The sequence below is a fragment of the Vibrio fluvialis genome, from assembly GCF_900460245.1.
In the GTDB taxonomy this organism is placed as follows: Bacteria; Pseudomonadota; Gammaproteobacteria; order Enterobacterales; family Vibrionaceae; genus Vibrio; species Vibrio fluvialis.
The window spans coordinates 2430627-2457046 of sequence record NZ_UHIP01000001.1; the positions used below are offsets into that span (position 1 = coordinate 2430627).

A 26420-nucleotide genomic window follows, 5' to 3' on the forward strand; every position below is an offset into this window, starting at 1 on the left:
AAAAAGCGGTGCCTAAGGCGCCGCTTTTTTTATTCTCTCTGCTGGCAACGGTAACCAAAGCTCAAGTTAACCTTGGTTCCGCATGATTCATCAGGCCGATTAAGGCTGCACTTTTACCAGCAAGGCTTTCAGAGCATCAAAGTCATTATCGAGATCAACTGACAACAGCTCCATCACCGCATGTTTGGCGAGCGGCGCGGGCAGTTCGATATCCGTACCTAAAATCTCATCGACGACTTCTTTGAATTTCGCCGGATGCGCTGTACACAAGAACAGACCGGTTTCGCCCGGTTTCAGTTGCTCGCTGAGTACCCGGTAAGCGATCGCGCCATGTGGTTCACACAAATAGCCCAGTTCATTGAGCTCTTGTACCGATTGCGCGCTTTCGTGATCAAGCACCGCACCTTTGCCCAATGTTTCCAGGCCCCAATCTTTCAGGCGGCACAGCTCTTCAATGCGTGGCCAGTTGTTTGGCTGGCTTACATCCATCGCATTCGATGTGGTTGCGACCGTCGGTTTTGGATCCCATTTACCGGTTTCCAGATAACGAGGCACAGTGTCGTTGGCGTTCGTTGCGGCAATGAAACGTTTGATCGGCAGACCCAGCGCTTTGGCCAGCAGGCCTGCAGTCAGATTACCGAAGTTACCACTCGGGACCGAAATCACCAGGTTCTCGCGCTCTGCCTTGCTCATCTGCGATGCCGCTTCAAAGTAGTAACAGATTTGCGCCATCAGGCGGCTGATGTTGATAGAATTCGCGGAGTTGAGGCCGATCTGCTGACGCAGCTCAGCATCATCAAACGCTTTTTTCACTAACGCCTGACAAGCATCGAAGTCGCCATTGATGGCCACAGTATGAATGTTCTTACCCAGCGTACAGAACAGCTTCTCTTGCAATGGGCTGATCTTGCCTTTCGGATACAGAATCACCACATTGATGTCTTCCATGCCGTAGAAGGCGTGGGCAACCGCCGCACCGGTATCACCCGATGTTGCGGTCAGAATGGTGATCTTACCGCCGTTAGAAACCGCTGCCAGAGATTGGGCCATAAAACGACCACCAAAGTCTTTAAACGCCAGCGTAGGACCGTGGAACAGCTCCAGCGCATAAACGCCGTCTTTAACTGACTTTATGGGCGCAGGGAATTGGAAGGCCGCATCCACCATCGCGTTCACTTTTTCTTCCGGTAGCTCATCGCCAATCAGCGCAGACAGAATTTTGGTGCTGCGAGAGACGAAATCTTCCGCCAGCAGTGCATCAATGTCGTCAAACTTTGGCAATTCCGACGGGAAAAACAGGCCTTGGTTGCGGCCTAATCCTTGGCGCACGGCTTGGCCAAAGGAGACTTGTTCATCATTTTCTTTTATGTTGTAAAGCTTCATAGCTCACTTCCTGTAACTTTCGAACCGTTCTTGTCGAGGCGACAAATGTGTACGAATCCTTCTTCATTTTGGACGTAGTTTTGTTCAAGCCAACGAGCGACACGCTCTGCGACATCTTTATCTTTGCATACGCTAAACAGCGTTGGACCACTGCCTGATATCCCGGTCGCCAGTGCTCCTGCAGAGGCCGCGTATTTACGCGCATCGGCAAAGCCAGGCAGCAGTTTCTCACGATACGGCTCCGCGATCACGTCTTTGATCATCTTCGCCGCCAGCTCTGGCTGGTTGGTATGGCAAGCGTGAATAAAGCCCGCCAGATAGCGTCCGTGAGCGATGATATCCTGACGACGGTATTGAGAAGGCAGAATCGCACGCGCTTCCGCGGTGGATACTTTGATCCCCGGATACGCCATCACCCAGTACCAGTCATCAAAACACGGCACTTCCTGACTGATGATGCCGAGTTCTTCCAGCATGAGTTGTACGCCGCCCAGATAGCAAGGTGCCACGTTGTCGTAATGCACACCACCGGAGATCTTGCCCTCCATTTCCCCCATCAGTGCCAGCAGCTCAGTTTCATTCAGTGGTTGGCCATGGAAGCGGTTAAGGGCATCGAGTGCAGCGACGATCGAACAGGCACTGGAACCCAGTCCCGAGCCGATCGGCATGTTTTTCTCCAACGTCATTTCCAGCGGTTTGAGCGCAATTTGCTTTTTATCCAGCTCGCGCGCAAACACGGTCCAACAATCGTACACGATGTTTTCTTTCGGATCCGTTGGCAGCTTAGAGACAAAACTGCCCGCGGTTTTCAGTGTGAACGGTTCGCTGCCCGCTTTGACCTGCACGCGGTCACCAAGCAGAGTGCCGTCGATCGGGGACACGGCGGCCCCCAGCACATCGAACCCGACACTGACGTTACCGATCGATGCCGGTGCATAAACGACGACACTCATATCACTTGAACTCATTGATTAAACCCCTAATTTCCAGCCTAAAGTACGCATCACATCAGAGAATACGCCTGCGGCAGTCACTTCTGTCCCTGCGCCGTAACCGCGCAGAACAAGAGGAATTGGTTGGTAGTAGCGGCTGTAGAACGCCAACGCGTTCTCGCCATCTTTAATTTTGAACATTGGGTCATTTTCATCGACCATGGCAATGCGCACGCGGCACTGACCATCGGCAATCTCGCCCACATAACGTAACACTTTGCCTTCTTGTGCAGCTTTATCGCACAACGACTTAAAGTATTCATCCGCTTGCGGCAGACGCGCCATAAACTCGTCAACACTGCCCGAGGCATCAAAACCCGGTGGCAGAGCTTGCTCGACGATCACATCATCCAGCTCTAACACCATGCCGGATTCACGCGCCAGGATCAGCAGTTTGCGCGCCACATCCATACCCGACAGATCGTCACGCGGATCCGGCTCAGTAAAGCCTTTGTCTTTCGCGACCGTGGTTGCCTGACTGAACGACAATCCTTCATCCAGTTTGCCGAAGATAAACGATAACGAGCCCGACAAAATGCCGTTGAATTTTTCCAGTTCATCACCTGCCGCAATCAGGTTTTGCAGGTTTTCGATCACCGGCAGGCCAGCACCAACGGTTGTTTCGTACATCAACTTACGACGCGAATGACGCGCAACTTCGCGTAGCTGGTAGTAGTAAGCCATGCTGGCGGTGTTGGCTTTTTTGTTTGGTGTCACGACGTGGAAACCCGCGGCCAGGAAATCTGCATACTGGCTGGCAATTTCATCGCTCGACGTACAGTCAACCAGCACCGGGTTAATGATGTGGTTACGTTGCACAAGGGCAATCAGACGCGCCAGTGAGAATTCTTCGGTCGCAGCAGTCATGCGATCGCGCCAGTGATCCAGCGGCAGACCTTCGCTATCAAGCAGCAACCCTTTACTGTTGGCGAGGCCACACACACGAATCACAATGCCTTTATCGGCCAGTTTGGCTTGCTGACGATGGATCTGATCCACCAACTCACCACCCACGCCACCGATGCCCACCACAAACACATCCAGGAAGTGTTTCGAGTTGAACAGGTTCTCGTGACACGCCTTGATCGCTGAAGACACTTTGTCTTCCGGGATCACTGCAGAGATCGCGCGCTCAGATGAGCCTTGTGCAATCGCGACAATGTTAACGTGTGCTTCAGTCAGCGAGGCAAAGAACTGCGATGCGACACCGCGAGATGTGCGCATACCGTCGCCCACCAGTGTGATGATCGACAGATCTTCCATAAATTCGACCGGTTCAAGCAGGCCATCTTTCAGCTCCAGCTCAAAGGTTTCCGCCAACGCTTGTTGTGCCAGTTGTTTGTGCTCCGCTTCAATACAGAAGCTGATGCTGTATTCAGAGGACGACTGAGTGATGAGCACAATCGATACGCCCGCGGCAGACATCGCACCAAATACTCGGCTCGCCATGCCAACCATGCCTTTCATGCCCGGACCGGAAACGTTCACCATGGTGAGATTGTTGAGCGTGGTGATGCCTTTGATTGCCAGCTTATCTTCACCAGTATCCTGACCGATCAGAGTGCCGGGGCCTTGCGGGTTGAAGCTGTTTTTAATCAGGCAAGGAATGTGGAACTGAGCAATCGGTGCGATGGTTTTCGGATGCAGGACGGACGCACCGAAATAAGAGAGCTCCATCGCTTCCTGATAACTCAGGGATTTCAGCAGACGAGCATCGTCAACCAAGCGCGGGTCACAGTTGTAAACCCCGTCAACGTCAGTCCAGATCTCGCAGCACTCGGCGCGCAGACACGCGGCCAGAACCGCCGCAGAATAGTCCGAACCATTGCGTCCAAGGCAAACCAGTTCACCTTTTTTGTTACCCGCGGTGAAACCCGGCATGATGTTGACGTGATTGGCTGGCAGTGGGTTTTGCTTGAAGTGCTGAGTCGACGCTTCAACATCGACCATCGCTTCCAGATAATCACCTTTTGCCAGCAGGTATTTAACCGGGTCAATAAGGTTTGCCGCCAGACCTTTGGCTTCCATGACGGCTTTCATCAGTTGGATGGAAACGCGCTCTCCTTTGCTGATAATGCGAGCATTGACATTATCCGGGCACATACCAAGCAGGTTAATGCCGTGGACAAACTGACGCAGCTGAGACATCGATGTGCGAACCTGGTTATCAAATGCGCTGCCATCGATAGCAGGCAGGACCGCTTTGATGTCCTCAAACAGCACTTGGAATGACGTTTCCAGCTCGGTAATTTGTAACTCGGCTTCGCCATTGCGCAGTGCGCTTTCAATCACCGCAACCAGTTTATTGGTTGTTTTTCCAGGAGCAGAAAGAACGACGGCCACTTCTTCCTGTTGTGCATTGTTGGCAATGATATCTGCCGCTCTTAAAAAACGGTCAGCATCTGCTAACGATGAACCTCCAAACTTTAATACTCGCATCCCTTCCTCCAAATTCTCTGAAAATTGGTATAAAAAAAGGCCTGTATCGGTTGGGATACAGGCCTTTTTTGTGAATTTTTTACGCTCAGCAGCCTGCCCCAACATGCGTAATGTCGGTAATAATAATGGTGGTGGTCATTACTACTAGGCTGTTATTAATCATAGAAATCTTGCGTAACTCGTGTGTTTGCGTGCCTCTACGTTTAACTCATTTCTGCGCAAATAGTCAACGAAAAAATTGTTTTTTTTCGCATCTCTTTCAAATCTTGCCGCTAAGTTGCTAAATCATCTGGATTCATATGATAGAGTGACGATTAAATAATCAAATCATCCGTTAAACAAAACAACTCGTTGCTCAATTTTGCTCAGCAGGTGCAAAATTTTTGTGCTTAACTTAGGGGTACCGCAGTGGAAAGCGTACGCCCAATAATCAATACAAGGAGGGTATCATGAAGCAAATTCTTGGTATGTGTTGCCTGTGTATTGGTTTTGCCGCAAACGCCGTCGAACTTCCCGCGTTACCTTCCGCACAGAACCGTTCCTCTCACAGCGTATTCCTTTACAGTGAACCGGGCAGTCAGGGCTTTGACAGTTGGATTGTGGATGGCGGTTACATGTACAACGTGTTTCGTGATGTGGATTTGTACGTCGGTGCCCGGGTTAATTCATCGTTAAACGGCGGTGAAAATGGCTTTCTCAGTGGTGTCAGCTACAAGATAAGCGATCGTTTCTCGGTTAAAAGTACGCTCTATACTGCGAACAAAAACTTTGAAGATAACAAACGCAGCGAAGTGATGGCTGCAGAGCTTTCCAGCCGCTTACACCTGACGGAAAACCTCGACTTGCACGCCACTCTCGATTATCAGGAGTGGCAGCAAGGGATTGAGTTGGGGTTGGGCTTCCGCTTTTAACTCAAGTCCAACTCGACCGGTGAAAGCAGCACTCCATTCCAGTCGGCATAAATATAATCGCCCGGTTGAATCATCTGATTATGAATCGACAGTGTCACATTGACGTCACCCGCGCCGCGTTTCTCGGTTTTGAACGGACAAGCGCCGAGTGCTTTGATACCCAAATCCATCTGCGACATGGCGACAACATCACGCACAGCGCCATTAATGATCACCCCTTCCCATTCATTTTCAATCGCAGAAATCGCAATCTGATCGCCCATCAACGCTTTTTGGCAGGAACCATGTCCATCAACAACCAGAACTTTTCCTTTGCCATTCTGACTGAGGATTTCTTTAACCTTTGAGTTATCGTGGTAGCAGCGCACAGTCACAATTTGTCCCCAGAACGCACTGCGCATACCGAAATTTTGTAACGGCAGCTCCAACAAAGTCACTTGCGATTCATATTGATCACAAATATCCGGTGTTATATCTCTCATCATTCCTCCATGATTCTTGTTGTGCTTGTTATGTCAGTTTTTCTTGTAGCGAGCCCAGCGATGTCACCTCATCGTCGACACAAGAGTGCAACATCAGCTCATCATCAATAACGTAATAAATGGCATTCTGGCCAAAGTCTCTGGCCATTTGCAGCGCTGTGTCTAAAGGTATCGACACAGCAAAACTCTCTTCATACCAATCAAAATTGTAGTCACCGACCACCACTTTCGACCAATCATAGTTGATCAACGCTTGCTGTAAACGTTGATTATTTACGCAATTCTCATTATTCGACAACCGTTGGCTTTTCGGGTTCCATGCGGTAATGATCGCGAAAGAACGCTTGCGTAGCGGGGATTCAAAGGCAAAACGCACGTTTGCATAGGCTTGCCAGAGTTTTGCATCGATCGTCATCATTCTCGTATTTTTACAACTCGTTATTACTATTCATATCTGTTACATTTCAACTCTTGATGTAAATCAACAAAGTTGTTGGAATTAACAACAGGCCGTTGTTAGCATGCTGTTAACATTATAGAATTCGCTGCAAAGACTAGTAGAACCAATGAGGTGTTGGATCTCAATCGCTAGTGTTATCCATGGATGGCGGGCAACCAAAGACGAGACTTTCTCGAAAAACTTTGGTTTATTATCAACATAAAATTACTTGTATGTTATGTTTTTGCCTAGAATGAGTTCTATTAGCACATTTTTTTCACAAGTTTAGGTACCGCCAATGCAAACCCCGCAGATTCTTATCGTTGAAGACGAGCAGGTTACTCGTAACACTCTAAAGAGTATTTTTGAAGCAGAGGGATACGCTGTTTTTGAGGCCAGTAACGGTGAAGAGATGCACCATGTGCTGTCCGACAACCCAATTAATTTGGTGATCATGGATATCAACCTGCCAGGTAAAAATGGCTTGCTGCTGGCTCGCGAACTTCGCGAACAAGCAGATGTAGCTCTGATGTTCCTGACTGGCCGCGACAATGAAGTCGACAAGATTCTGGGTCTGGAAATCGGTGCAGATGATTACATCACTAAGCCATTTAACCCACGTGAACTGACCATTCGTGCGCGTAACCTGCTAAGTCGTTCAATGAACGCCAGCACCACGCATGAAGAGAAACGTTCGGTTGAGAAATACGAATTCAACGGTTGGGTACTGGATATCAACAGTCGTTCACTGGTCAGCCCTGACGGTGACAGCTACAAGCTGCCGCGTTCAGAGTTTCGTGCCCTGCTGCACTTCTGTGAAAACCCAGGCAAGATCCAGACTCGTGCGGATCTACTGAAGAAAATGACTGGCCGTGAGCTGAAACCTCATGACCGTACTGTTGACGTAACCATTCGTCGCATTCGTAAGCACTTCGAATCTGTGTCTGGTACACCGGAAATCATCGCGACCATTCACGGCGAAGGTTACCGTTTCTGTGGTGATCTGGAAGAGTAATCTTTCATGGTAACGAATACAAAAAAGCCTCTGCATACAGAGGCTTTTTTATTATGCAGCAAACACTCAGTAGACTTTGTCGATCGTGACTTTGTGTTCCACCAGCCAGGTTTCCCCCTGACTATCACTTAAGCCCAGTGCCACACTCACCGGCTTATTCAGATCCACTTCGATGTCGCTTTGAAACACCACTTCCCACATGTTTTCACTCTGGGTACGAAGCTCGACATCGTCACCATCGATGGACCAAACTTTTTCACCTTGTTTGATGACCACGGAACTGACGGTTAAATCGGCGGGTAGCTGCCCGGATGTCTCCAGCGTCAGCGTACCATTAAGGTTCTGGCTATCGACATCCTCGCCCACCTTCGGCATTTGATCGGTCCAGAGGTTACTTTTGAGCTGAATCGCCGTTTCCGAGAACATCGCCAGATTACTGTGCTGCCAGTTGACGGCGTGAGTTGAACAAGCGGTCAATACCGCGCTCACCAAGACCAAAAGCCACTTTTTCATGTTATTTCCTCTGAGCTAACCACTGTTTCAACACCAGAATATCATTCTGGTATTCATTTTTAATTTCATCGACCCAGTCGCCGATATTCTCCCACCAAGCCGGTGCATCTGGCGTTTGCGCTTTTTGCGCCACACTTTGAATGTGTTTCAGACCAATAGACCCCGCCGCCCCTTTGATTTTGTGCGCTTCAGAAACGATACCGTCTTGATCTTTCGCAACCATATTGGAATCCAGCACTTCAATATAGCTTGGCATCATATCCGCAAACATGTCTATGCTGTCCAGCACGGGTTTGGGGCCAACGATGTCGATATAAGACTCAAGCATCGGCAGATCGAGCAAGCGCTGATACAACTCATCATTGCTGTCGGACTGTTCAGGTTGCGCCGAGACAACCGACACATTCGGTTTATCAATCTTATGGACCGTTTTGTTGATCACGTCCTGCACCGCCTGTACTGACAACGGTTTGCTGATCACATCGTCCATACCTTGGCGCTGATATTCCCCTTTGTCTTTCAGGACATTGGCTGTCAGCGCGACCAAAGGCGGCAGATGATCGTAGTTTTCTCGGTAGTACTGAGCAATATCAAAACCGGTCATGTCTGGCAGCTGAATATCGAGGAAGACCAGATCGTAAAGGTCTGGTGCAAACTTCGCTTTCGCCTCTTCACCAGTCATTGCCACCGATACGGTATGGCCTAAACTCTCCAGCAGCGAACGGGCAACGGTAATATTGAGTTCAATATCTTCCACCATGAAGATGTTGAGACTCTTCTGTTCGACCGGGCTTGGCAGCGTCTGGCTCACTTCGGCCAGCGGCACGCAAATGGTTACAGTAAAGGTACTCCCAAAGCCTTCCTCACTGCTGACGCTGATATCGCCGCCCATCAGATTGATCAACTGGCGAGATACCGCGAGACCAATACCGGTACCTACCGCGTGTAAGTTATCTTTGCCCGATTTAACCTGATAATACATGGCGAAGATCTTATCGAGTTCCGATTCTGGAATACCGATCCCGGTATCCTCAATGTCCATCACGATATTGGCAAAGCCATCTTCAATATCCGCACTTACGGTCATGACCACGCCACCTTCTTTGGTGAACTTCATGGCATTACTAATCAGGTTCCACAACACCTGACGCAAGCGGGTGGCATCCACTTCCACCAGCGTAGGTAAATCGGTCAGACGTTCGAGATCAAAACGCAGGCCTTTTTGCTCAGCCATCAACGCCGACAGACTTTCCAGTTCAGCGACAAATTCTTCGAAATTAAGCGGTGCCGGGAAAAGCTCCAGTTTGCGGCGGTCAAACTTATCCATGTCGATAATATCGTTGAAGATGTTACCAAGCGTGACCGCGCTGACGTTGATCGTCTGCATGTGTTTGCGCTGCTCGGGATCGAGTTGCGTGTCGAGCAGCATACGGCTCAGGCCCACAATGCCGTTGAGCGGCGTGCGCAGCTCGTGACTGATGGTCGAAATAAAGGTGGTTTTGTCGCGGCTGGCTTTTTCCAGCGACTCTTCATGACGCTTGCGCTCTGTGATGTCACGTCCAAAGCCGACCAGGCCGAGATGGCGGCCTTCTTTGCTGTAAAACGGCACTTTGCGCAGTTCGAAGTAGTTTTTACGCCCATCCGGATATTCCAGCCACTGTTCATAGGTGAGAGAACGGTTGTTGTTGAACACCTGCTGGTCTGTTTCCACAATCGACTGCGCAATCTCTTTACGATACACATCCCATGGTGTCAGGCCGACCAGCTCACTTTCCCGCTTGCCTGTCAGCTCTTCCATCGCGCGGTTACAGCCGGAGAATTCACCTTTCGCGTTACGGTAATAAATCAAATCCGGCGAGGCATCGATGAAAGAACGCAATAAGGCGGTGCGCTCAGCCAACTCAACCTGCGTTTTTTCACGCTGGTAGACTTCGTTTTCGAGATCCACCATCGCTTCTTCCCGCGCTTCCTCGGCTTTGATCCGCTCTTCAATTTCCTGATTCAGCTTGACGATGTTCTGTTGCAGTTTTTGGTTCAGCTCCTGATCGCGCGAGCGCATGTCTTTGAGCTTGGAGACCAGTTTCGACAGACGTTGACGCGATTCTTCCAACTGATCGACGACCACCGACAGGAAATAGACCGCCCACGGGGTGATCAGCAGACCAAAGAAAACGGAGCGAACAATATCGATATCGTCGACAAAGCCCTTCAGTGCCAGCGTAATACCGACCTGAACCACAACGGCCAATGCCACCAGCGCCAGTGCCAGTAAAATGGAAAAACGGAGGATGCCCAGCTTAACCAACAGATCAACATAATACTGGGCGAGATTTTTCATGGGTTTCATTCAAAGCTCCACGGGAAAGCGTTGGCGTTAGTCTAGCGTGTTTGTGACGTGAACGTCAGCCATTCCAGTCACAAGCCATTGAGAAATCAATAAAGAGTATGCTCACAGCGAGACCGGATGCACACAAGTCTGATTGCGGCCGTTGGCTTTTGCCTGATACAGCGCACTGTCAGCCCACGCCAGCATGATCTCCGGCGAATCGTCGGCCTGAGGCGTACAGGTCACCACCCCAATACTCACCGTAACATAAGGCGATACAGCAGAGCTCTGATGTGGCAGCGCAAGCTCAGCAATCCGGCCATGAATACGTTGCGCCACCAACTGAGCTCCTGCCAGTTCGGTATTGGGCAGGATAATCGCAAACTCTTCTCCCCCATAACGGGCGACACAATCGGACGAGCGATTAATCACGTCATTAAATGCCTGCGCAACCATACGAAGAATATCGTCCCCCTGCAGGTGACCATAGCTGTCGTTGTACCCTTTAAAATAGTCGACATCGCACAACATCACGCTGAGCGGGCGCTTTTCGCGGGCATGCAGGTGCCACAACGTCTGCAACTGCGCATCAAACCGGCGGCGGTTGGCAACCTGCGTGAGGCTGTCGAGATAACTGAGGCGCTCCAGCTCTTGGTTGGCCGCTTCCAGCTTCTGTTCACTCAGATAACGCTCTGAGACATCACGCGCCATGATCAGCACACCACGCGTTCCGGATATCGGGTCGCGAAATGGTGATTTGACCACGTCATACCAAACCTGACGGCCGTTGGAATAGTCCACTTTATCCAGATATCGCAGCGATTGGCCACTTTTCAACACCTGACTGTCACTCTCAGACAGACGGGCGTAAACACTTTCCGGCACCACATCCTGCAGGCGTTTGCCGATCAGTTCACTGACATCGCTCAGCCCCAGCGCATCAATAAATGGCCGGTTACACGCCTGATAAACCATATTTTCGTTGAAGATCCCAATTGAATCCGGGCTGGCATCAAGAATACTTTGCAGAATCGTATCTCGCTGCGCGAGTGCCACTTCGGTGTCTTTGCGCTTTTCCATCTCATCGCGCAGGTTGCGCTGAATGTTGTGCCAGTCGGTTACATCATGACTGATGCCCAACACGCCCAGATGATCGCCGCGCGGCGACATCAGCACAGACTGATACGTTTCCAGCAGGCAACTGCGGCCATCCGGCGTGGTGGTCCAGCGCTGTTGACTGGCGCGTCCTTTCATGATGCCGGAAAAGACTTCGCTGCCTTCCTCTTCTCTGCCCAGCCAAAACTGGTCGAACGCACGGTTGGTCGCGATGCGTTGACCACTTAAGTCTTTGACGTAAATAAGTTCCGACAGTGAATCGAGAGCGGTCTTGGCAATAGAGAGAGAGTTGAGTTCGTGTTGCTGTTCGAACGCAGAGTGATGATAAACCACCGCGTTCACCAGCCAGACTTTACGCCCCCGGTAATGGGTCGCGCGTGCGGAAAGTTCGATATGGTGTGAAGCGCTGCCGGGCATCGGCCACTCAATCACAGCGGCAATCCGCTTTTCCGCGCAATTGGCAATCGTGTTGAGCAGTAACTGCAACTGTTCAGAAGAAAGATGAGGAGGGAAAAAGAAATTTTTCCCAACCCGGCGAATGCCGAACAATGAATACGCAGCCAGGTTGGCGAACATCAGTTCGCCTTTCTGCGCCTGAAACAACAACAGGGCAGCGGGCGAACTTGCCATCAGCAACACCAGATGCCGCTGCTGACGGCGGTAAAGATAAAGGAAACCTGCGCTCATCGTCGCAAACAACGCGACAAACCAGCCCCAGTGTTCCATAAATCCAGTCGCAGCCCACTGCAGTTGATCCATGCTGATGAAAACCTTCAATCATTACCGATTATTGAGTGGGCAAAAGATAACAGTTTCTCGGTTTATGGTCTGCAACTATTCGAGCGAGTGATATTGAAACGGCCGTCCGATTAAGGATCCTTGAGCGCCGTCACGATCCAGTCGGCGTCCAATCTCGGTCATCGCCAGCCAGCGGTTCTCGCACCATAGCGGCGACAGCAACGTTGGCCGCCTCGCAGCAGATGTCACGCGATGAAAGACCACTTCTGGCGGTGTACGTTGAATCATTTCACTGGCAATCGCGACATAATCTTCTAATGTCGGCGCTTCCAGTTTTCCGGCTCGCCACGCTTTGGCCATGGTACTGCCTTCGACGATATGCAGGCCGTGTAATTTGATCCCGTCGGTACCAATCGTCAGCACCTGTTCCAGCGTGGCGATATTGTCATCCCTGCCCTCTTTCGGTAACCCGACAATCAGATGAGTACAGACTTTGATTCCCAGCGCGCGGGCACGGCGGGTGATGTCGGCGTAACAGGCAAAATCGTGGCCGCGGTTGATGCGTTTAAGCGTACGATCATTTGCGGTCTGCAAACCGAGTTCAAGCCAGATTTCAAACCCTTGTTGCACGTATTCCGCGAGTAATTCCAGCACGGCATCCGGGACGCAGTCCGGGCGCGTCCCGACACACAAGCCGACAATATCGGCGGCTTTGAGTGCTTGTTCATACATGTTTTTCAGCACCTGAACTTCGGCATAGGTGCTGGTATAAGCCTGAAAATAGGCCAGATACTTCTTCGCCCGCTGCACTTCACCCGCACGATCTTTCAGTTGGTCTTCAATACTTTTGGCTTGGCTCTGTTCATCGGCAAACGACGCCACATTGCAGAAGGTACAGCCCCCACGGCCGATGGTGCCATCACGATTCGGGCAACTGAATCCACCATGTAAGGTCAACTTATGTACACGCTCTCCGTAGCGTCGCTGGAGATCTTGTCCAATCGTATTCACTAGCTCATGTAACTGCATGGCGACATCCCAAATAAATACAAATACTTCTCAATTACAAAATGTAATTAAATTACACAATTACAAAATTTAGTCACAAATTTTAGGTGTATGAAACGCAGACATCTCTAATCAAAATCAATAAACATTCATAAAAACAGCATTTAACCCTTAATGTTTTACAAATGTTAAACAAGTTATGCATTTGCAAACAAAAAAAGCCCATAAAAAACCCAGACTTTTCGTTGCATTTTCGTGCAACAAAATTGTAGGATACTTACAGTTTTGCACTGATTTTTGATTGATTTATTACAAAAAACTCTGCGAAACGTCGGTGATATTCCGCTCCTACCTATATAAACCACTAGAAAAGTGGCCTGACAAAAGGGATATCACTAAGGATTGTTTTTCTCACAAAATTTTTCCTGTGAGAGACGGAAAGGAAGCGAACCCGCCACCATTGGCAGGTTTAGATTCATAACAATAAAGGACGGGATACAGAGCTGGGGCTTGCCTTGGCTTAATTGTGTCCGCTTGAACTGGAAGGATGTATCTATGGTAGATAGAGAGCAAAGTTCGCGAGGTCTTTACACTCCGGAACTCGAGCATGATGCTTGTGGTATCGGTTTTGTTGCTCACCTTAAGAACCGCAAATCTCACCAAGTCGTGACTCAGGCACTGGACATGCTGGCACGTATGGAACACCGCGGCGGTCAGGGCTGTGACCCTTGCAGTGGTGACGGTGCGGGTATTCTGCTGCAAAAGCCACACGAATTTCTGTTGGAAGAAGCCGTTAAGCTGGGCATCAAATTGCCAGCGTTCGATAAATACGGCGTCGGTGTGGTGCTGTTTCCTAAAGATGAGCACAAACGCGCGCAATGTCGCGACATTTTAGAACGCAATGCTAAACGTCTTGATCTGGACGTGATTGGCTACCGCGTATTGCCAACCGACAACAGTATGCTGGGTGCGGATCCATTAAGCACTGAGCCTCAATTTGAACACGTATTTATTTCCGGCGGTCCGGGCATGAGTGCCGACGAGCTGGAACGTAAACTGTACGTTTTGCGTAATTACACCGTCCGCGTTTGTCTCGAAAGCGTGTCGAACATCGGTGATGACTTCTACATCAACTCGCTGTCGTACAAAACGCTGGTCTACAAAGGCCAGTTGACGACCGAGCAAGTACCGCAATATTTCCTGGATCTGCAGAATCCGACCATGGTGACGGCGCTGGCACTGGTACACTCGCGTTTCTCCACCAACACATTCCCGAAATGGCGTCTGGCCCAGCCTTTCCGTTACATTGCGCACAACGGTGAAATCAACACGGTACGCGGCAACCTGAACTGGATGAAGGCGCGCGAGGCGATCCTGCAATCGAATTTATTTACTCAAGCCGAAATCGATATGTTGCTGCCGGTATGCCAGGAAGGCGCGTCCGACTCCGCCAACTTCGACATGGTGCTTGAGCTTTTGGTGCTCTCTGGCCGCAGCCTGCCACATGCCCTGATGATGATGATTCCGGAAGCGTGGCAAGAAAACAAAGCCATGGATCCGAAACGCCGTGCGTTCTACCAATACCACGCCAGCGTGATGGAACCGTGGGATGGCCCTGCGTCTGTCTGCTTTACCGATGGCGTGCAAGTGGGTGCAACGCTTGACCGCAACGGTCTGCGCCCGTCTCGCTATACGGTGACGAAAGACGATTTTCTCATCATGGCGTCCGAGTCGGGCGTGGTGGAAATTGCACCGGAAAACGTTGAATACCGTGGCCGTTTGCAACCGGGTCGTATCTTTGTGGCGGATTTGGAACAAGGCCGCATCATTTCTGATGAAGAAGTGAAAGATGGCATTGCCAACGCCCAGCCCTATGAAAAATGGGTGGAAGATAACCTGCTGAGCCTGAAGAAGCTGCCTGACGCCGATAACGTGCACAGCCAGCCTTCACCAGAACGCCTGCTGCACCGTCAGCAAGCCTTTGGGGTCAGCAGCGAAGAAGTGAACGACATCATTCTCACACTGGCGCAAACCGGTTATGAACCGCTCGGTTCCATGGGCGCAGACTGGCCTGTGGCCGTGCTGTCGCACCAGTCCCAGCATCTGTCCAACTACTTCAAGCAGCTGTTTGCTCAGGTGACCAACCCGCCGATCGACCCGATTCGCGAACGCATGGTGATGTCACTCAACACCTACATCGGCCGAGATCAAAACCTGCTCGCTGAAACGCCTGCGCACTGCCGTAAAGTGGAACTCGAATCGCCCGTGATTTCCAACGCTGAGCTGGAAAAACTGCGTGCGATCGATAACGAACACCTACAAGCCAAAACGCTGGATATCGTATTCCAGGCCAGCGGCGAACCGGGCAAACTCGAACGTGCTCTGAAACGCATCTGCCAATACGCGGAAGATGCGGTCATCGACGGTTACTCGATCATTCTGCTGACCGACCGCGCGGTGAACTCCAACCACGCTGCGATTCCTGCCATGCTGGCTGTGGGCGCGGTACACCATCACCTGATCCGCAAAGGTCTGCGCTCGAAGTGTGGCATTGTGGTTGAAACCGGCGATGCGCGTGAAACGCACCACTTTGCGACACTGGTCGGTTACGGGGCCAACGCGGTCAACCCGTATCTGGTCACGGAAACCATTTTCGATCTGAAACGCCGCAACAAACTGGATGCCGAGATTCCGGTCGACAAATACTTCGAAAACTACCGCAAAGGCATCAATGCCGGCCTGCTGAAAATCTTCTCAAAAATGGGGATTTCAACCCTGCAGTCCTACCATGGCGCGCAAATCTTTGAAGCGCTGGGGATCAGCAAAGCGGTGGTCGATAAATACTTTACCGGCACCATCACCCGCATTCAGGGCATGACGCTGGATGACATCGCCAAAGAAGTTGGCGTGCGTCACCGCATCGGTTACCCAACACGTGAAATTCCGCTACAAGTGCTGGATGTCGGCGGTGTGTATCAGTGGAAACAGCGTGGTGAAAAACACCTGTTCAACCCAGAAACCATTCACCTGCTGCAACACTCGACGCGCAACAAGGACTTCCAGGAGTTCAAGAAATACGCCGCCGCGGTGGACAGACAAGGCGACAAAGCCGTCACTCTGCGCAGTCAGCTCGACTTTGTGAAAAATCCGGCCGGCTCGATTCCAATTGAAGAAGTAGAGTCAATTGACAGCATCGTTAAACGCTTTGCCACGGGTGCGATGTCGTTTGGTTCGATTTCTTATGAAGCGCACTCCACATTGGCGGTCGCAATGAACCGTCTGGGCGCGAAATCAAACTCAGGCGAAGGCGGCGAAGACCCAATGCGCTTCCTGCCAAAAGAGAATGGTGACTGGGAACGTTCGGCGATCAAACAGGTGGCTTCCGGCCGCTTTGGTGTGACGTCTTACTACCTCACTAACTCGGAAGAAATTCAGATCAAGATGGCTCAGGGCGCGAAGCCGGGCGAAGGGGGTCAGTTGCCGGGCGACAAAGTCGATGACTGGATCGGCGCAACGCGTCACTCCACGCCGGGGGTCGGCCTGATTTCGCCACCACCGCACCACGACATCTACTCCATTGAAGACTTGGCGCAGCTGATCTTTGACTTGAAAAACGCCAACCGCAAAGGCCGCGTGAACGTCAAACTGGTCTCGGAAGCGGGGGTCGGCACCATCGCATCCGGGGTCGCCAAAGCGAAAGCGGATGTGGTACTGATCGCCGGGCACGATGGCGGCACGGGGGCCTCACCGATTTCGTCGATTCGTCACACGGGTCTGCCGTGGGAACTGGGTCTGGCCGAAACGCATCAGACACTGCTGAAAAACGGCCTGCGTAACCGTATCGTCGTGCAAGCGGATGGTCAGATGAAAACCCCACGCGACATCGCGATTGCGACGCTGCTGGGCGCCGAAGAATGGGGCGTGGCTACCGCTGCCCTGGTAGTTGAAGGTTGTATCATGATGCGTAAGTGTCATAAGAACACCTGCCCGGTCGGCATTGCAACACAGAACAAAACGCTACGTGAACGCTTTGACGGCCGCGTGGATGACGTGGTGACCTTCTTCCAGTACATGGCGCAAGGTCTGCGTGAAATTATGGCGGAACTGGGTTTCCGTACCATCAATGAGATGGTTGGTCAGGCGCACAAACTGAAACTGCGCGACGATGTCGGTCATTGGAAATACAAGAATCTGGATCTGTCTCCGGTACTGTTCCTTGAGCCTCCTCGTGAAGCCGATGGTATCTACTGTCAGACACAGCAGAACCATAATCTGGAAAGCGTGCTGGATCGCCAATTGATCGAAGTCGCCAAACCGGCGCTGGAGAAAGGTGAAGCGGTGAATGCACAATTCCCGATCATCAACACCGACCGCAGTACCGGCACTATGCTGTCGAACGAGATCTCCAAAGTCTACCAGGACCAAGGTCTGCCGCAGCCAATGCAGGTCAAGTTCAACGGCAGCGCCGGACAATCGTTTGGGGCGTTCCTGGCAAAAGGCGTGAAGTTTGAAGTCGAAGGCGATGCGAACGACTACTGGGGTAAAGGGTTGTCCGGCGGTACGCTGGTACTCTACCCGAACCGCAATTCCAGCCTGATTGCCGAAGACAACATCGTCGTCGGTAACGTCTGTTTTTACGGTGCGACGTCTGGCGAATCTTACATTCGTGGTCTGGCGGGCGAGCGTTTCTGTGTACGTAACTCCGGCGCCAAAGTCGTGGTAGAAGGCGTGGGCGACCATGGCTGTGAATACATGACGGGCGGCGTGGCCGTGATCCTTGGTGCAACCGGTCGCAACTTTGCGGCAGGCATGAGCGGCGGTACCGCCTACGTCTGGAATAAGTCGGGTGACTTCGAATCGAAACTCAACCCTGAACTGGTGGATCTCGATCCAATTGAAACAGAGGACAAAACTCTGCTCAAAGAGATGCTCACCAAACACGTTCAGTTCACAGGAAGTGAAGTGGCACAGTCTTTCCTCGACAACTTTGAAGCCAGCCTTGCCGATATGGTGAAGGTGATGCCGCGTGATTACAAAGCGGTACTTCAGAAGCGTCAGGAAGCAGCAGCGGCAGAAGCGGAGGCAGTGTAATGGGTAAGCCTACTGGATTTTTAGAATTTGGTCGTGAACTACCGAAGAAGATCGACCCGAAAGAGCGCATCAAGAACAACAAAGAGTTTGTTCTCAACGCCGAGTTTGGTAACAAAATCAACCAACAAGCGTCGCGTTGCATGGATTGTGGCGTACCGTTTTGTCATAACGGCTGCCCGATTGGCAACATCATTCCAGAGTTCAACGATGCGGTGTATCGTGAAAGCTGGGAAGAAGCGTGGCACATCCTGAGTTCGACCAACAACTTCCCGGAGTTTACCGGTCGTGTTTGTCCGGCGCCGTGTGAAAGCGCGTGTGTGCTGGGTATCAATCAGGATCCGATCACCATTTGTAATATCGAAAAAACCATCGTTGAGCGCGCGTACCAAGACGGCTATGCCAAGCCGAAAACGCCGCGCACTCGCACCGGTAAATCGATCGCCATTATTGGCTCTGGCCCGGCAGGGTTAGCTGCCGCAGAGCAGCTCAACAGCGCGGGTCACACTGTGACCGTGTTTGAGCGCGATGAGAAAGTCGGCGGCCTGCTTCGTTTTGGGATTCCGGATTTCAAACTGAGCATGGATGTGATTGATCGCAAGATCAACCTGATGGCCGAAGCGGGCGTGAAATTTGAAGTCAATTCGCATGTCGGCGTCGACATCAACGCCCAGCAACTGCGTCAGGAGTTCGATGCCGTGCTGCTGACGGGCGGATCCACCGTACCACGCAACCTGCCCATTCCGGGCCGTGAGCTAAGCGGTGTGTATTTTGCGATGCAGTTCCTGGCACAAAACAACCGCCGTGCCAACAACATGGATCTCAAAACCGACGAGATCCATGCCAAAGGCAAACACGTGGTGGTGATTGGCGGTGGCGACACCGGGTCTGACTGTGTCGGCACCTCAAACCGCCACGGCGCGGCGAGCATCACTCAGGTGGAAATCATGCCCATGCCAGCAGACAAACGCCCGGCGAACATGCCTTGGCCGCAATATCCCATGATTCTGCGTACGTCGACCTCCCACGAAGAAGGCTGCGAGCGTCACTGGAACATTCTGACCAAAGAGTTTATTGGCAACGACAAAGGTGAGGTCACCGGTCTGCGCATTGCCGATATCGTCTGGAAAGAAGCAGCGGCGGGTGAACGTCCGAGTTTCGAGGAAGTGGCGGGCAGCGAGCGAGTCATTCCGTGTGACATGGCATTTCTGGCGATGGGCTTCCTGCATCCGGAACCACATGGTGTCTTGGCTCAGCTCGACATCAAACTGGATGAGCGCGGTAATGTGGCCACACAAAACTTTGCGACCAACCAAAAAGGGGTGTTTGCCGCAGGTGATATGCGCACAGGTCAATCACTGGTGGTACGCTGCATCAACGAAGGCCGCGAGTCCGCGCGAGCCGTGGATGAATACCTGATGGGCAATACCCATCTCGAAGCAAAAGCCGACTCTTTAATGCTTTCAGCATAAAGGTCTATACAACAAGGTTCCTAGAGAGCATATCCCTAGGAACTTTGGTGTAGACACAACAAATTCCTTCCAAACTGTTCCTATTTGGCTAGCGCTCCCGCTAGCCTTTTTTCTCTGTTTCTCATCTGACGAGAGTTAAATGTTAAAAAGCTGTAACATTTAAAAACGTATCATATTGAATTTATTGATATTATTCAGAGTAATGCTTGGTAAATCGCTGACACACATGATTAATCACCAAAAACTTGACCTTTTTCACAATAAGCTATAGGTTGTGAATTCAGTGCAAATTAAACTGTCCAGAATTGTTAAATTTTTAATCAGTTTTAATTAATAAATATCTACATAATAACAATATAAACGAATAGTTAGTCATTTACTGTCTGGATGACAGAGAAGCAAAGGGAGAATTGCAATGGCTCTATATGATCCAAGTCTTGAGAAAGACAACTGTGGATTCGGCTTGATCGCGCACATGGAAGGTCAGGCCAGTCATAAATTGGTTCGCACCGCGATTTCTGCTCTCGACCGCATGACCCACCGCGGCGGTATTGCCGCCGATGGTAAAACCGGTGATGGCTGTGGTCTTCTACTGCAAAAGCCCGATTCTTATCTGCGCCTGATCGCTGAAGAACAGCACTGGAAGCTGGGTAAGCAATACGCGGTTGGTATGATTTTCCTTAGCAGGGATCCGATCAAAGCGCAGTCCGCGCGCGACATCATCAATAAAGAGCTAGCGCAAGAAACACTCACGGTCTCCGGCTGGCGTACCGTGCCAACCAATCCGAAAGTGCTGGGACCGATTGCTGCGGCCTCACTGCCGGATATTCAACAAGTCTTCATTTCTGCACCGGCTGGCTGGCGTGAGCGCGATATCGAGCGCCGCCTGTATATCGCTCGTCGTCGCATCGAAAAGCAAATCACCGAAGACAAAGATTTCTACATCTGTTCGCTGTCCACTCAGGTTATCGTCTACAAAGGCCTGTGCATGCCAGCGGACTTACCACGTTTCTATCTCGACCTGGCCGACCTACGTATGGAATCGGCTATCTGTCTGTTCCACCAGCGTTTTTCAACTAACACGCAACCACGTTGGCCATTGGCTCAGCCGTTCCGCTATCTGGCGCACAACGGTGAGATCAACACCATCGAAGGTAACCGTCAGTGGGCGCGTGCGCGTGCCTACAAGTTCTCATCCCCGTTGCTGCCTGACTTGCAAACGGCCGCACCTTTTGTGAACGAAACCGGTTCTGACTCTTCCAGCTTGGACAACATGCTGGATCTGTTCCTCGCGGGTGGCATGGATATCTTCCGCGCCATGCGCATGCTGGTTCCGCCAGCGTGGCAAAATCACCCGGATATGGATGACGATCTGCGCGCCTTCTACGACTTCAACTCCAAACACATGGAGCCGTGGGATGGCCCGGCGGGTATCGTATTATCCGATGGCCGCTACGCTGCATGTAACCTTGACCGCAACGGTCTGCGCCCTGCACGCTATGTGATCACCAAAGATAAGCTGATCACGCTGGCTTCTGAGGTTGGTATTTGGGATTACGCGCCGGATGAAGTGGCGGAAAAAGGCCGCGTTGGCCCGGGCGAACTGCTGGTAATCGATACCCGCAAAGGTAAGCTGTGGCAATCGGCCGAGATCGACAACGATCTTAAGAGCCGCCACCCCTACCGCGAGTGGATGCAAAACAACGTTTACCAGTTAACCTCGTTTTCCGAACTGCCAGACGATCAGGTTGGCGAGCGCAGCTTCGATGAAGATCTGCTTAAGACCTATCAGAAGCAGTTTGCGATGACCAACGAAGAAGTGGATCAGGTACTGCGCGTCATGGCCGACATGGGTCAGGAAGCGGTCGGTTCAATGGGCGATGATACGCCGATGGCCGTCCTCTCATCGAAAGAACGCCTGATCACGGACTACTTCCGTCAGAAATTTGCTCAGGTGACCAACCCGCCGATCGATCCGCTGCGTGAAAAACACGTGATGTCGCTGGCCACCAGTATCGGCCAGGAGATGAACGTCTTCTGCGAAACCGATGGTCACGCACACCGAGTCACGTTTGATTCGCCGGTTCTGCTTTACTCTGATATGCAGCAGTTACTGACCCTGAGCGATCAGCATTACCGCAATACGATCCTCGACATCAACTACGATCCGCAGGAAAAAGATCTTAAACAAGCGGTATTGGAGTTGTGTGATCAAGCCGAACAGGTGGTGCGCGAAGGTACCGTACTGATCGTGCTGTCTGATCGCGCGCTGACCAAAGGCAAACTGCCGATCCCGGCGGCGATGGCCGTCGGCGCAGTGCAAACTCGCCTAGTGGAATCCAACCTGCGCTGTGATGCGAACATCATTGTGGAAACCGCCACCGCGCGCGATCCACATCAGTTCGCCGTGCTGATTGGCTTTGGTGCCACCGCCGTTTATCCGTACCTCGCTTATGAAGTGGTCGGCAAAATGGTCGACGACGGCGTGCTGGATAAGAGCTATCGTGATGCGATGCAAAACTACCAGTACGGCATCAATAAAGGCCTGTACAAAATCATGTCCAAAATGGGCATCTCGACAGTGGCCTCTTACCGCTGTTCACAACTGTTTGAAGCGGTTGGCCTACATACCGACATTGTCGAACTGTGTTTTAAAGGGGTAACAACCCGTATTCAGGGCGCCAACTTTGAAGACTTCCAGCAGGATTTGTTTAACCTGTCGCGTAAAGCATGGACGAAACGTAAGTCGATGGAACACGGTGGTCTGCTGAAATACGTGCACGGCGGTGAATACCACGCCTACAACCCAGATGTGGTTGGCACGCTGCAAACGGCAGTGAAATCCGGTGAAACATCAGACTACGCTGAGTTTGCCAAACAGGTTAACGAGCGTCCGGTGGCGATGCTGCGTGATTTGCTGAAATTGAAAAAATCAGACAACCCGCTGGCACTGGAACAAATTGAGCCGACCACTGAGCTGTTCAAACGTTTTGACTCGGCGGCAATGTCTATCGGCGCACTGAGCCCGGAAGCGCACGAAGCTCTGGCGACCGCGATGAACCGAATTGGTGGTCACTCGAACTCCGGTGAAGGTGGTGAAGATCCACGCCGCTTTGGTACCGAACGTAACTCGCGCATCAAACAGGTCGCTTCAGGCCGTTTCGGTGTGACGCCACACTACTTGACCAACGCTGACGTGCTGCAAATTAAAGTCGCGCAAGGTGCAAAACCCGGTGAAGGTGGTCAGCTTCCTGGCCACAAAGTGACGGCGGAAATCGCTAAGTTACGTTACTCCGTACAGGGTGTGACGTTGATTTCGCCGCCTCCGCACCACGATATTTACTCAATTGAAGACTTAGCCCAGCTGATCTTCGACTTGAAACAGGTCAACCCGAAAGCGCTGGTGTCGGTCAAACTGGTTTCTGAACCGGGCGTCGGCACGATCGCGACGGGTGTGGCCAAAGCTTACGCCGACCTCATCACCATTTCCGGTTACGACGGCGGCACAGCGGCGAGCCCACTGACCTCAGTGAAATACGCGGGCAGCCCTTGGGAACTTGGCCTGGCTGAAACTCAGCAAGCCTTGGTCGCCAACGGTCTGCGTCATAAGATTCGTCTGCAGGTCGATGGCGGTCTGAAAACCGGTCTGGATGTCATCAAAGGTGCCATTCTGGGTGCGGAAAGCTTTGGTTTTGGTACCGCGCCAATGGTAGCAATGGGCTGTAAATTCCTGCGTATCTGTCACCTCAACAACTGTGCAACCGGGGTGGCGACTCAGGATGAAACCCTGCGCCGCGAATACTTCAAAGGTCTGCCAGAGATGGTGATCAATTACTTCACTGGCCTTGCCGAAGAAGTACGTGGTTATCTGGCCGAACTGGGCGTAGAGAAACTCACCGACCTGATTGGCCGTACCGATCTGCTGGAAACCGTGCAAGGCATGACAGCGAAACAGAGCAAACTGGATCTGTCTGGCATGCTGGAAGTACCCGTGTCACCGGAAGGTTTACCACTATACTGCACCCAGCCGAATACCCCGTTTGACAAAGGGGCGCTCAACCAGAAAATCGTTGATGACGCACTGGAAGCGATCGAAAACCAGCAGTCAGTTGAACTCTACTACGACGTGATCAACACCGACCGTTCGGTAGGTGCGCGTGTGTCCGGTGAAATTGCCAAACGCTACGGCAATGCGGGCATGTCGGCGAACCCGATCAAAGTGGTTCTGCAAGGCACCGCAGGTCAGTCGTTTGGTGTGTGGAACGCGGGCGGCGTCGAGCTGTACTTGACCGGCGATGCCAACGACTACGTCGGTAAAGGCATGGCGGGCGGTAAGATTGTCATCAAACCGCATCTGGGGACTGCTTTTACCTGTAACGAGGCCACCATCATTGGTAACACCTGTCTGTACGGCGCCACTGGTGGTAAGCTGTTTGCAGCCGGTAAAGCGGGCGAGCGTTTTGGCGTGCGAAACTCTGGCACCATTTCAGTGATTGAAGGTGCAGGCGACAACGCGTGTGAATACATGACGGGCGGTATCGTGGCTATTCTGGGTGCAACGGGCGTCAACTTCGGCGCGGGTATGACGGGCGGTTTTGCTTACGTCCTTGACGAAAATGGCGACTTCCAGGGCCGCGTGAACGAAGAGTCCGTCGAAGCGATTGCACTGACCGATCTCTACATCCATCAGGAACACCTGCGTGGCTTGATTGCAGAACATCTGGAAGAGACCGGCTCTGTTCATGCAGAAAATATCTTAGCGAACTTTGATGAATGGATTCCGAAGTTCTACCTTGTTAAACCACAGGCAGCGGACCTGCAGACTCTATTGGGTCACCAAAGCCGCAGCGCTGCTGAACTGCGCGTTCAAGCACAATAATTGGAAGGAGCCGAAGTAATGAGCCAGAACGTATACCAATTTATTGATGTCAACCGAGTGGACCCGGCAAAGAAGCCGCTCACCATTCGTAAGATTGAATTCGTAGAGATTTACGAACCGTTTACCAAACAGCAAGCGACCGCTCAGGCGGATCGCTGTCTGGATTGTGGTAACCCGTACTGTGAATGGAAATGTCCGGTACACAACTACATTCCTCAGTGGCTGAAACTGGCCAATGAGGGCCGCATTCTCGAGGCGGTTGAGTTATCACACCAGACCAACAGCCTGCCTGAAGTGTGCGGTCGCGTGTGCCCGCAGGATCGTTTGTGTGAAGGGTCATGTACGCTGAACGCCGATTTCGGCGCCGTGACCATTGGTAACATTGAAAAATACATCACCGATACGGCCTTTGAGATGGGCTGGAAACCGGACATGTCCAAAGTGGAATGGACGGATAAGAAAGTCGCCATTATCGGTGCTGGCCCGGCGGGTCTGGCTGCGGCTGACGTCCTCGTTCGCAACGGTGTGAAACCCGTGGTTTACGATCGTTATCCTGAAATCGGTGGCCTGCTGACGTTCGGTATCCCTTCGTTCAAACTGGAAAAAGGCGTGATGGAAAACCGCCGCCGCGTGTTTAGCGAAATGGGCGTCGAATTCCGTCTCAACGTCGAAGTGGGCAAAGACGTTCAGTTGCAACAGCTGGTTGACGAGTACGATGCGGTGTTCCTGGGCGTTGGCACCTACAAATACATGCGTGCGGGTCTGGAAAATGAAGATGCGCAAGGCGTGTACGATGCTCTGCCATTCTTGATCTCCAACACTTACAAAGTGATGGAACTGCCGTCGGAAGAGAACTTCATCGACATGGCTGGTCAGAAAGTCGTGGTACTCGGTGGTGGTGACACTGCGATGGACTGTGTGCGCACGTCGATTCGTCAGGGGGCATCACGCGTGATTTGTGCTTACCGCCGCGACGAAGAGAACATGCCCGGTTCACGCCGTGAAGTGAAAAACGCCAAAGAAGAAGGCGTTGAGTTCATGTTCAACCTGCAACCGCTGGGTATTGAAGTCGATGCATCCGGTAAAGTGACGGGCGTGAAAGTGGTGCAAACTGCATTGGGTGAACCGGATGACGCCGGTCGCCGTCGCCCAGAACCGGTCGCAGGCAGTGAACACGTGCTGGAAGCCGATGCCGTGATCATGGCGTTTGGTTTCCAACCGCATCAGATGAGCTGGCTGGAACCGTTTGGTGTCGAGCTGGATCAATGGGGCCGCATTAAGGCGCCGCTCAATCAGGAATTTAAGTTCCAGACCAGCAATGAGAAAATCTTTGCTGGTGGCGATGCGGTACGTGGCTCAGATCTGGTGGTGACCGCCATCGATGAAGGACGCAAAGCGGCAGAAGGCATCATGGATTACCTAGAAGTGTAAAATCCGTGACCTGACTTCACTGTTTGGCAAAAGGATTCATCGTTGATGAATCCTTTTTTCATTTTCGGCCTATAATTGTCACCAGTTGTAACGTGTTGACATTTCAGAGGATTAAACCGATATGCTAACCACCTCTGCTCAATCTGACGCCAACAAGGCAGCACGGATGTTAAGAACTGTAACCCTAT

General features: G+C 51.7%; 15 protein-coding genes and 1 other annotated feature. Of the genes, 6 read left to right on the top strand and 9 right to left on the bottom strand.

Annotation, left to right across the window (positions count from 1 at the left end):
- Window positions 1-99: 99 nt before the first annotated feature.
- The 3 genes from thrC to thrA are packed head-to-tail and all read right to left on the bottom strand — an operon-like array spanning window position 100 to window position 4814.
- Window positions 100-1383, bottom strand: a complete 1284-nt coding sequence (gene thrC, locus DYA43_RS11375) for a threonine synthase (RefSeq protein ID WP_061056857.1) — start codon at window positions 1381-1383, stop codon at window positions 100-102.
- Entirely contained in the window at window positions 1380-2336 is a 957-nt protein-coding gene (thrB, locus tag DYA43_RS11380) for a homoserine kinase (RefSeq protein ID WP_020330523.1), read from the bottom strand. The genes thrC and thrB overlap by 4 nt, the downstream gene beginning before the upstream one ends.
- A gap of 18 nt (window positions 2337-2354) precedes the next feature.
- Window positions 2355-4814, bottom strand: coding sequence for a bifunctional aspartate kinase/homoserine dehydrogenase I (gene thrA / locus DYA43_RS11385; RefSeq protein ID WP_020330522.1), 2460 nt, complete (start codon window positions 4812-4814; stop codon window positions 2355-2357).
- Between the two features lie 30 nt (window positions 4815-4844).
- Window positions 4845-4964, bottom strand: a sequence feature (Thr leader region).
- A 299-nt stretch (window positions 4965-5263) separates the two neighbouring features.
- Here thrA and DYA43_RS11395 point away from each other — a divergent pair.
- Window positions 5264-5725 (top strand): hypothetical protein, encoded by a 462-nt coding sequence (locus tag DYA43_RS11395; RefSeq protein ID WP_020429765.1) that lies wholly within the window; start codon window positions 5264-5266, stop codon window positions 5723-5725.
- Here DYA43_RS11395 and DYA43_RS11400 read toward each other — a convergent pair.
- The gene (locus DYA43_RS11400) at window positions 5722-6207 is read right to left on the bottom strand and encodes a putative 4-hydroxy-4-methyl-2-oxoglutarate aldolase (protein WP_024373854.1); all 486 of its coding nucleotides are present in this window, start codon (window positions 6205-6207) and stop codon (window positions 5722-5724) included. The genes DYA43_RS11395 and DYA43_RS11400 overlap by 4 nt on opposite strands.
- A 28-nt stretch (window positions 6208-6235) precedes the next feature.
- Complete coding sequence (locus DYA43_RS11405; protein ID WP_024373855.1) at window positions 6236-6625, bottom strand: DUF3293 domain-containing protein; 390 nt, start codon at window positions 6623-6625, stop codon at window positions 6236-6238.
- A gap of 319 nt (window positions 6626-6944) precedes the next feature.
- On the opposite strand from DYA43_RS11405, the gene arcA reads away from it, so the two are divergent.
- A complete protein-coding gene (gene arcA, locus DYA43_RS11415) occupies window positions 6945-7661 on the top strand; it encodes a two-component system response regulator ArcA (protein WP_004724146.1) in 717 nt (238 codons plus the stop codon).
- 66 nt (window positions 7662-7727) lie between these two features.
- On the opposite strand, the gene DYA43_RS11420 is transcribed toward arcA, so the two are convergent.
- The 4 genes from DYA43_RS11420 to mnmL all read right to left on the bottom strand — a co-directional run bounded on the left by DYA43_RS11420 (window position 7728) and on the right by mnmL (window position 13383).
- Window positions 7728-8174 carry a hypothetical protein gene (locus DYA43_RS11420; RefSeq protein WP_020330517.1) on the bottom strand — a complete coding sequence of 149 codons (447 nt, stop codon included), beginning with the start codon at window positions 8172-8174 and terminating at the stop codon, window positions 7728-7730.
- Window position 8175: 1 nt separating this feature from the next.
- The gene (arcB, locus tag DYA43_RS11425; RefSeq protein WP_061056858.1) at window positions 8176-10521 is read right to left on the bottom strand and encodes an aerobic respiration two-component sensor histidine kinase ArcB; all 2346 of its coding nucleotides are present in this window, start codon (window positions 10519-10521) and stop codon (window positions 8176-8178) included.
- Between the two features lie 102 nt (window positions 10522-10623).
- Entirely contained in the window at window positions 10624-12375 is a 1752-nt protein-coding gene (locus DYA43_RS11430) for a sensor domain-containing diguanylate cyclase (RefSeq protein WP_020429758.1), read from the bottom strand.
- A 75-nt stretch (window positions 12376-12450) separates the two neighbouring features.
- Window positions 12451-13383: a tRNA modification radical SAM protein MnmL/YtqA gene (mnmL, locus tag DYA43_RS11435; RefSeq protein WP_024373859.1), complete on the bottom strand. Its 933-nt coding sequence runs from the start codon at window positions 13381-13383 to the stop codon at window positions 12451-12453.
- A 534-nt stretch (window positions 13384-13917) separates the two neighbouring features.
- On the opposite strand from mnmL, the gene gltB (DYA43_RS11440) reads away from it, so the two are divergent.
- The 4 genes from gltB (DYA43_RS11440) to DYA43_RS11455 all read left to right on the top strand — a co-directional run bounded on the left by gltB (DYA43_RS11440) (window position 13918) and on the right by DYA43_RS11455 (window position 26232).
- Window positions 13918-18453 carry a glutamate synthase large subunit gene (gene gltB, locus DYA43_RS11440; RefSeq protein ID WP_061056859.1) on the top strand — a complete coding sequence of 1512 codons (4536 nt, stop codon included), beginning with the start codon at window positions 13918-13920 and terminating at the stop codon, window positions 18451-18453.
- Window positions 18453-19922 carry a glutamate synthase subunit beta gene (locus tag DYA43_RS11445; protein ID WP_055452685.1) on the top strand — a complete coding sequence of 490 codons (1470 nt, stop codon included), beginning with the start codon at window positions 18453-18455 and terminating at the stop codon, window positions 19920-19922. The genes gltB (DYA43_RS11440) and DYA43_RS11445 overlap by 1 nt, the downstream gene beginning before the upstream one ends.
- A gap of 415 nt (window positions 19923-20337) precedes the next feature.
- Window positions 20338-24801: a glutamate synthase large subunit gene (gene gltB, locus DYA43_RS11450; protein WP_061056860.1), complete on the top strand. Its 4464-nt coding sequence runs from the start codon at window positions 20338-20340 to the stop codon at window positions 24799-24801.
- 18 nt (window positions 24802-24819) lie between these two features.
- A complete protein-coding gene (locus tag DYA43_RS11455) occupies window positions 24820-26232 on the top strand; it encodes an FAD-dependent oxidoreductase (protein WP_020330510.1) in 1413 nt (470 codons plus the stop codon).
- Window positions 26233-26420 lie beyond the last annotated feature (188 nt).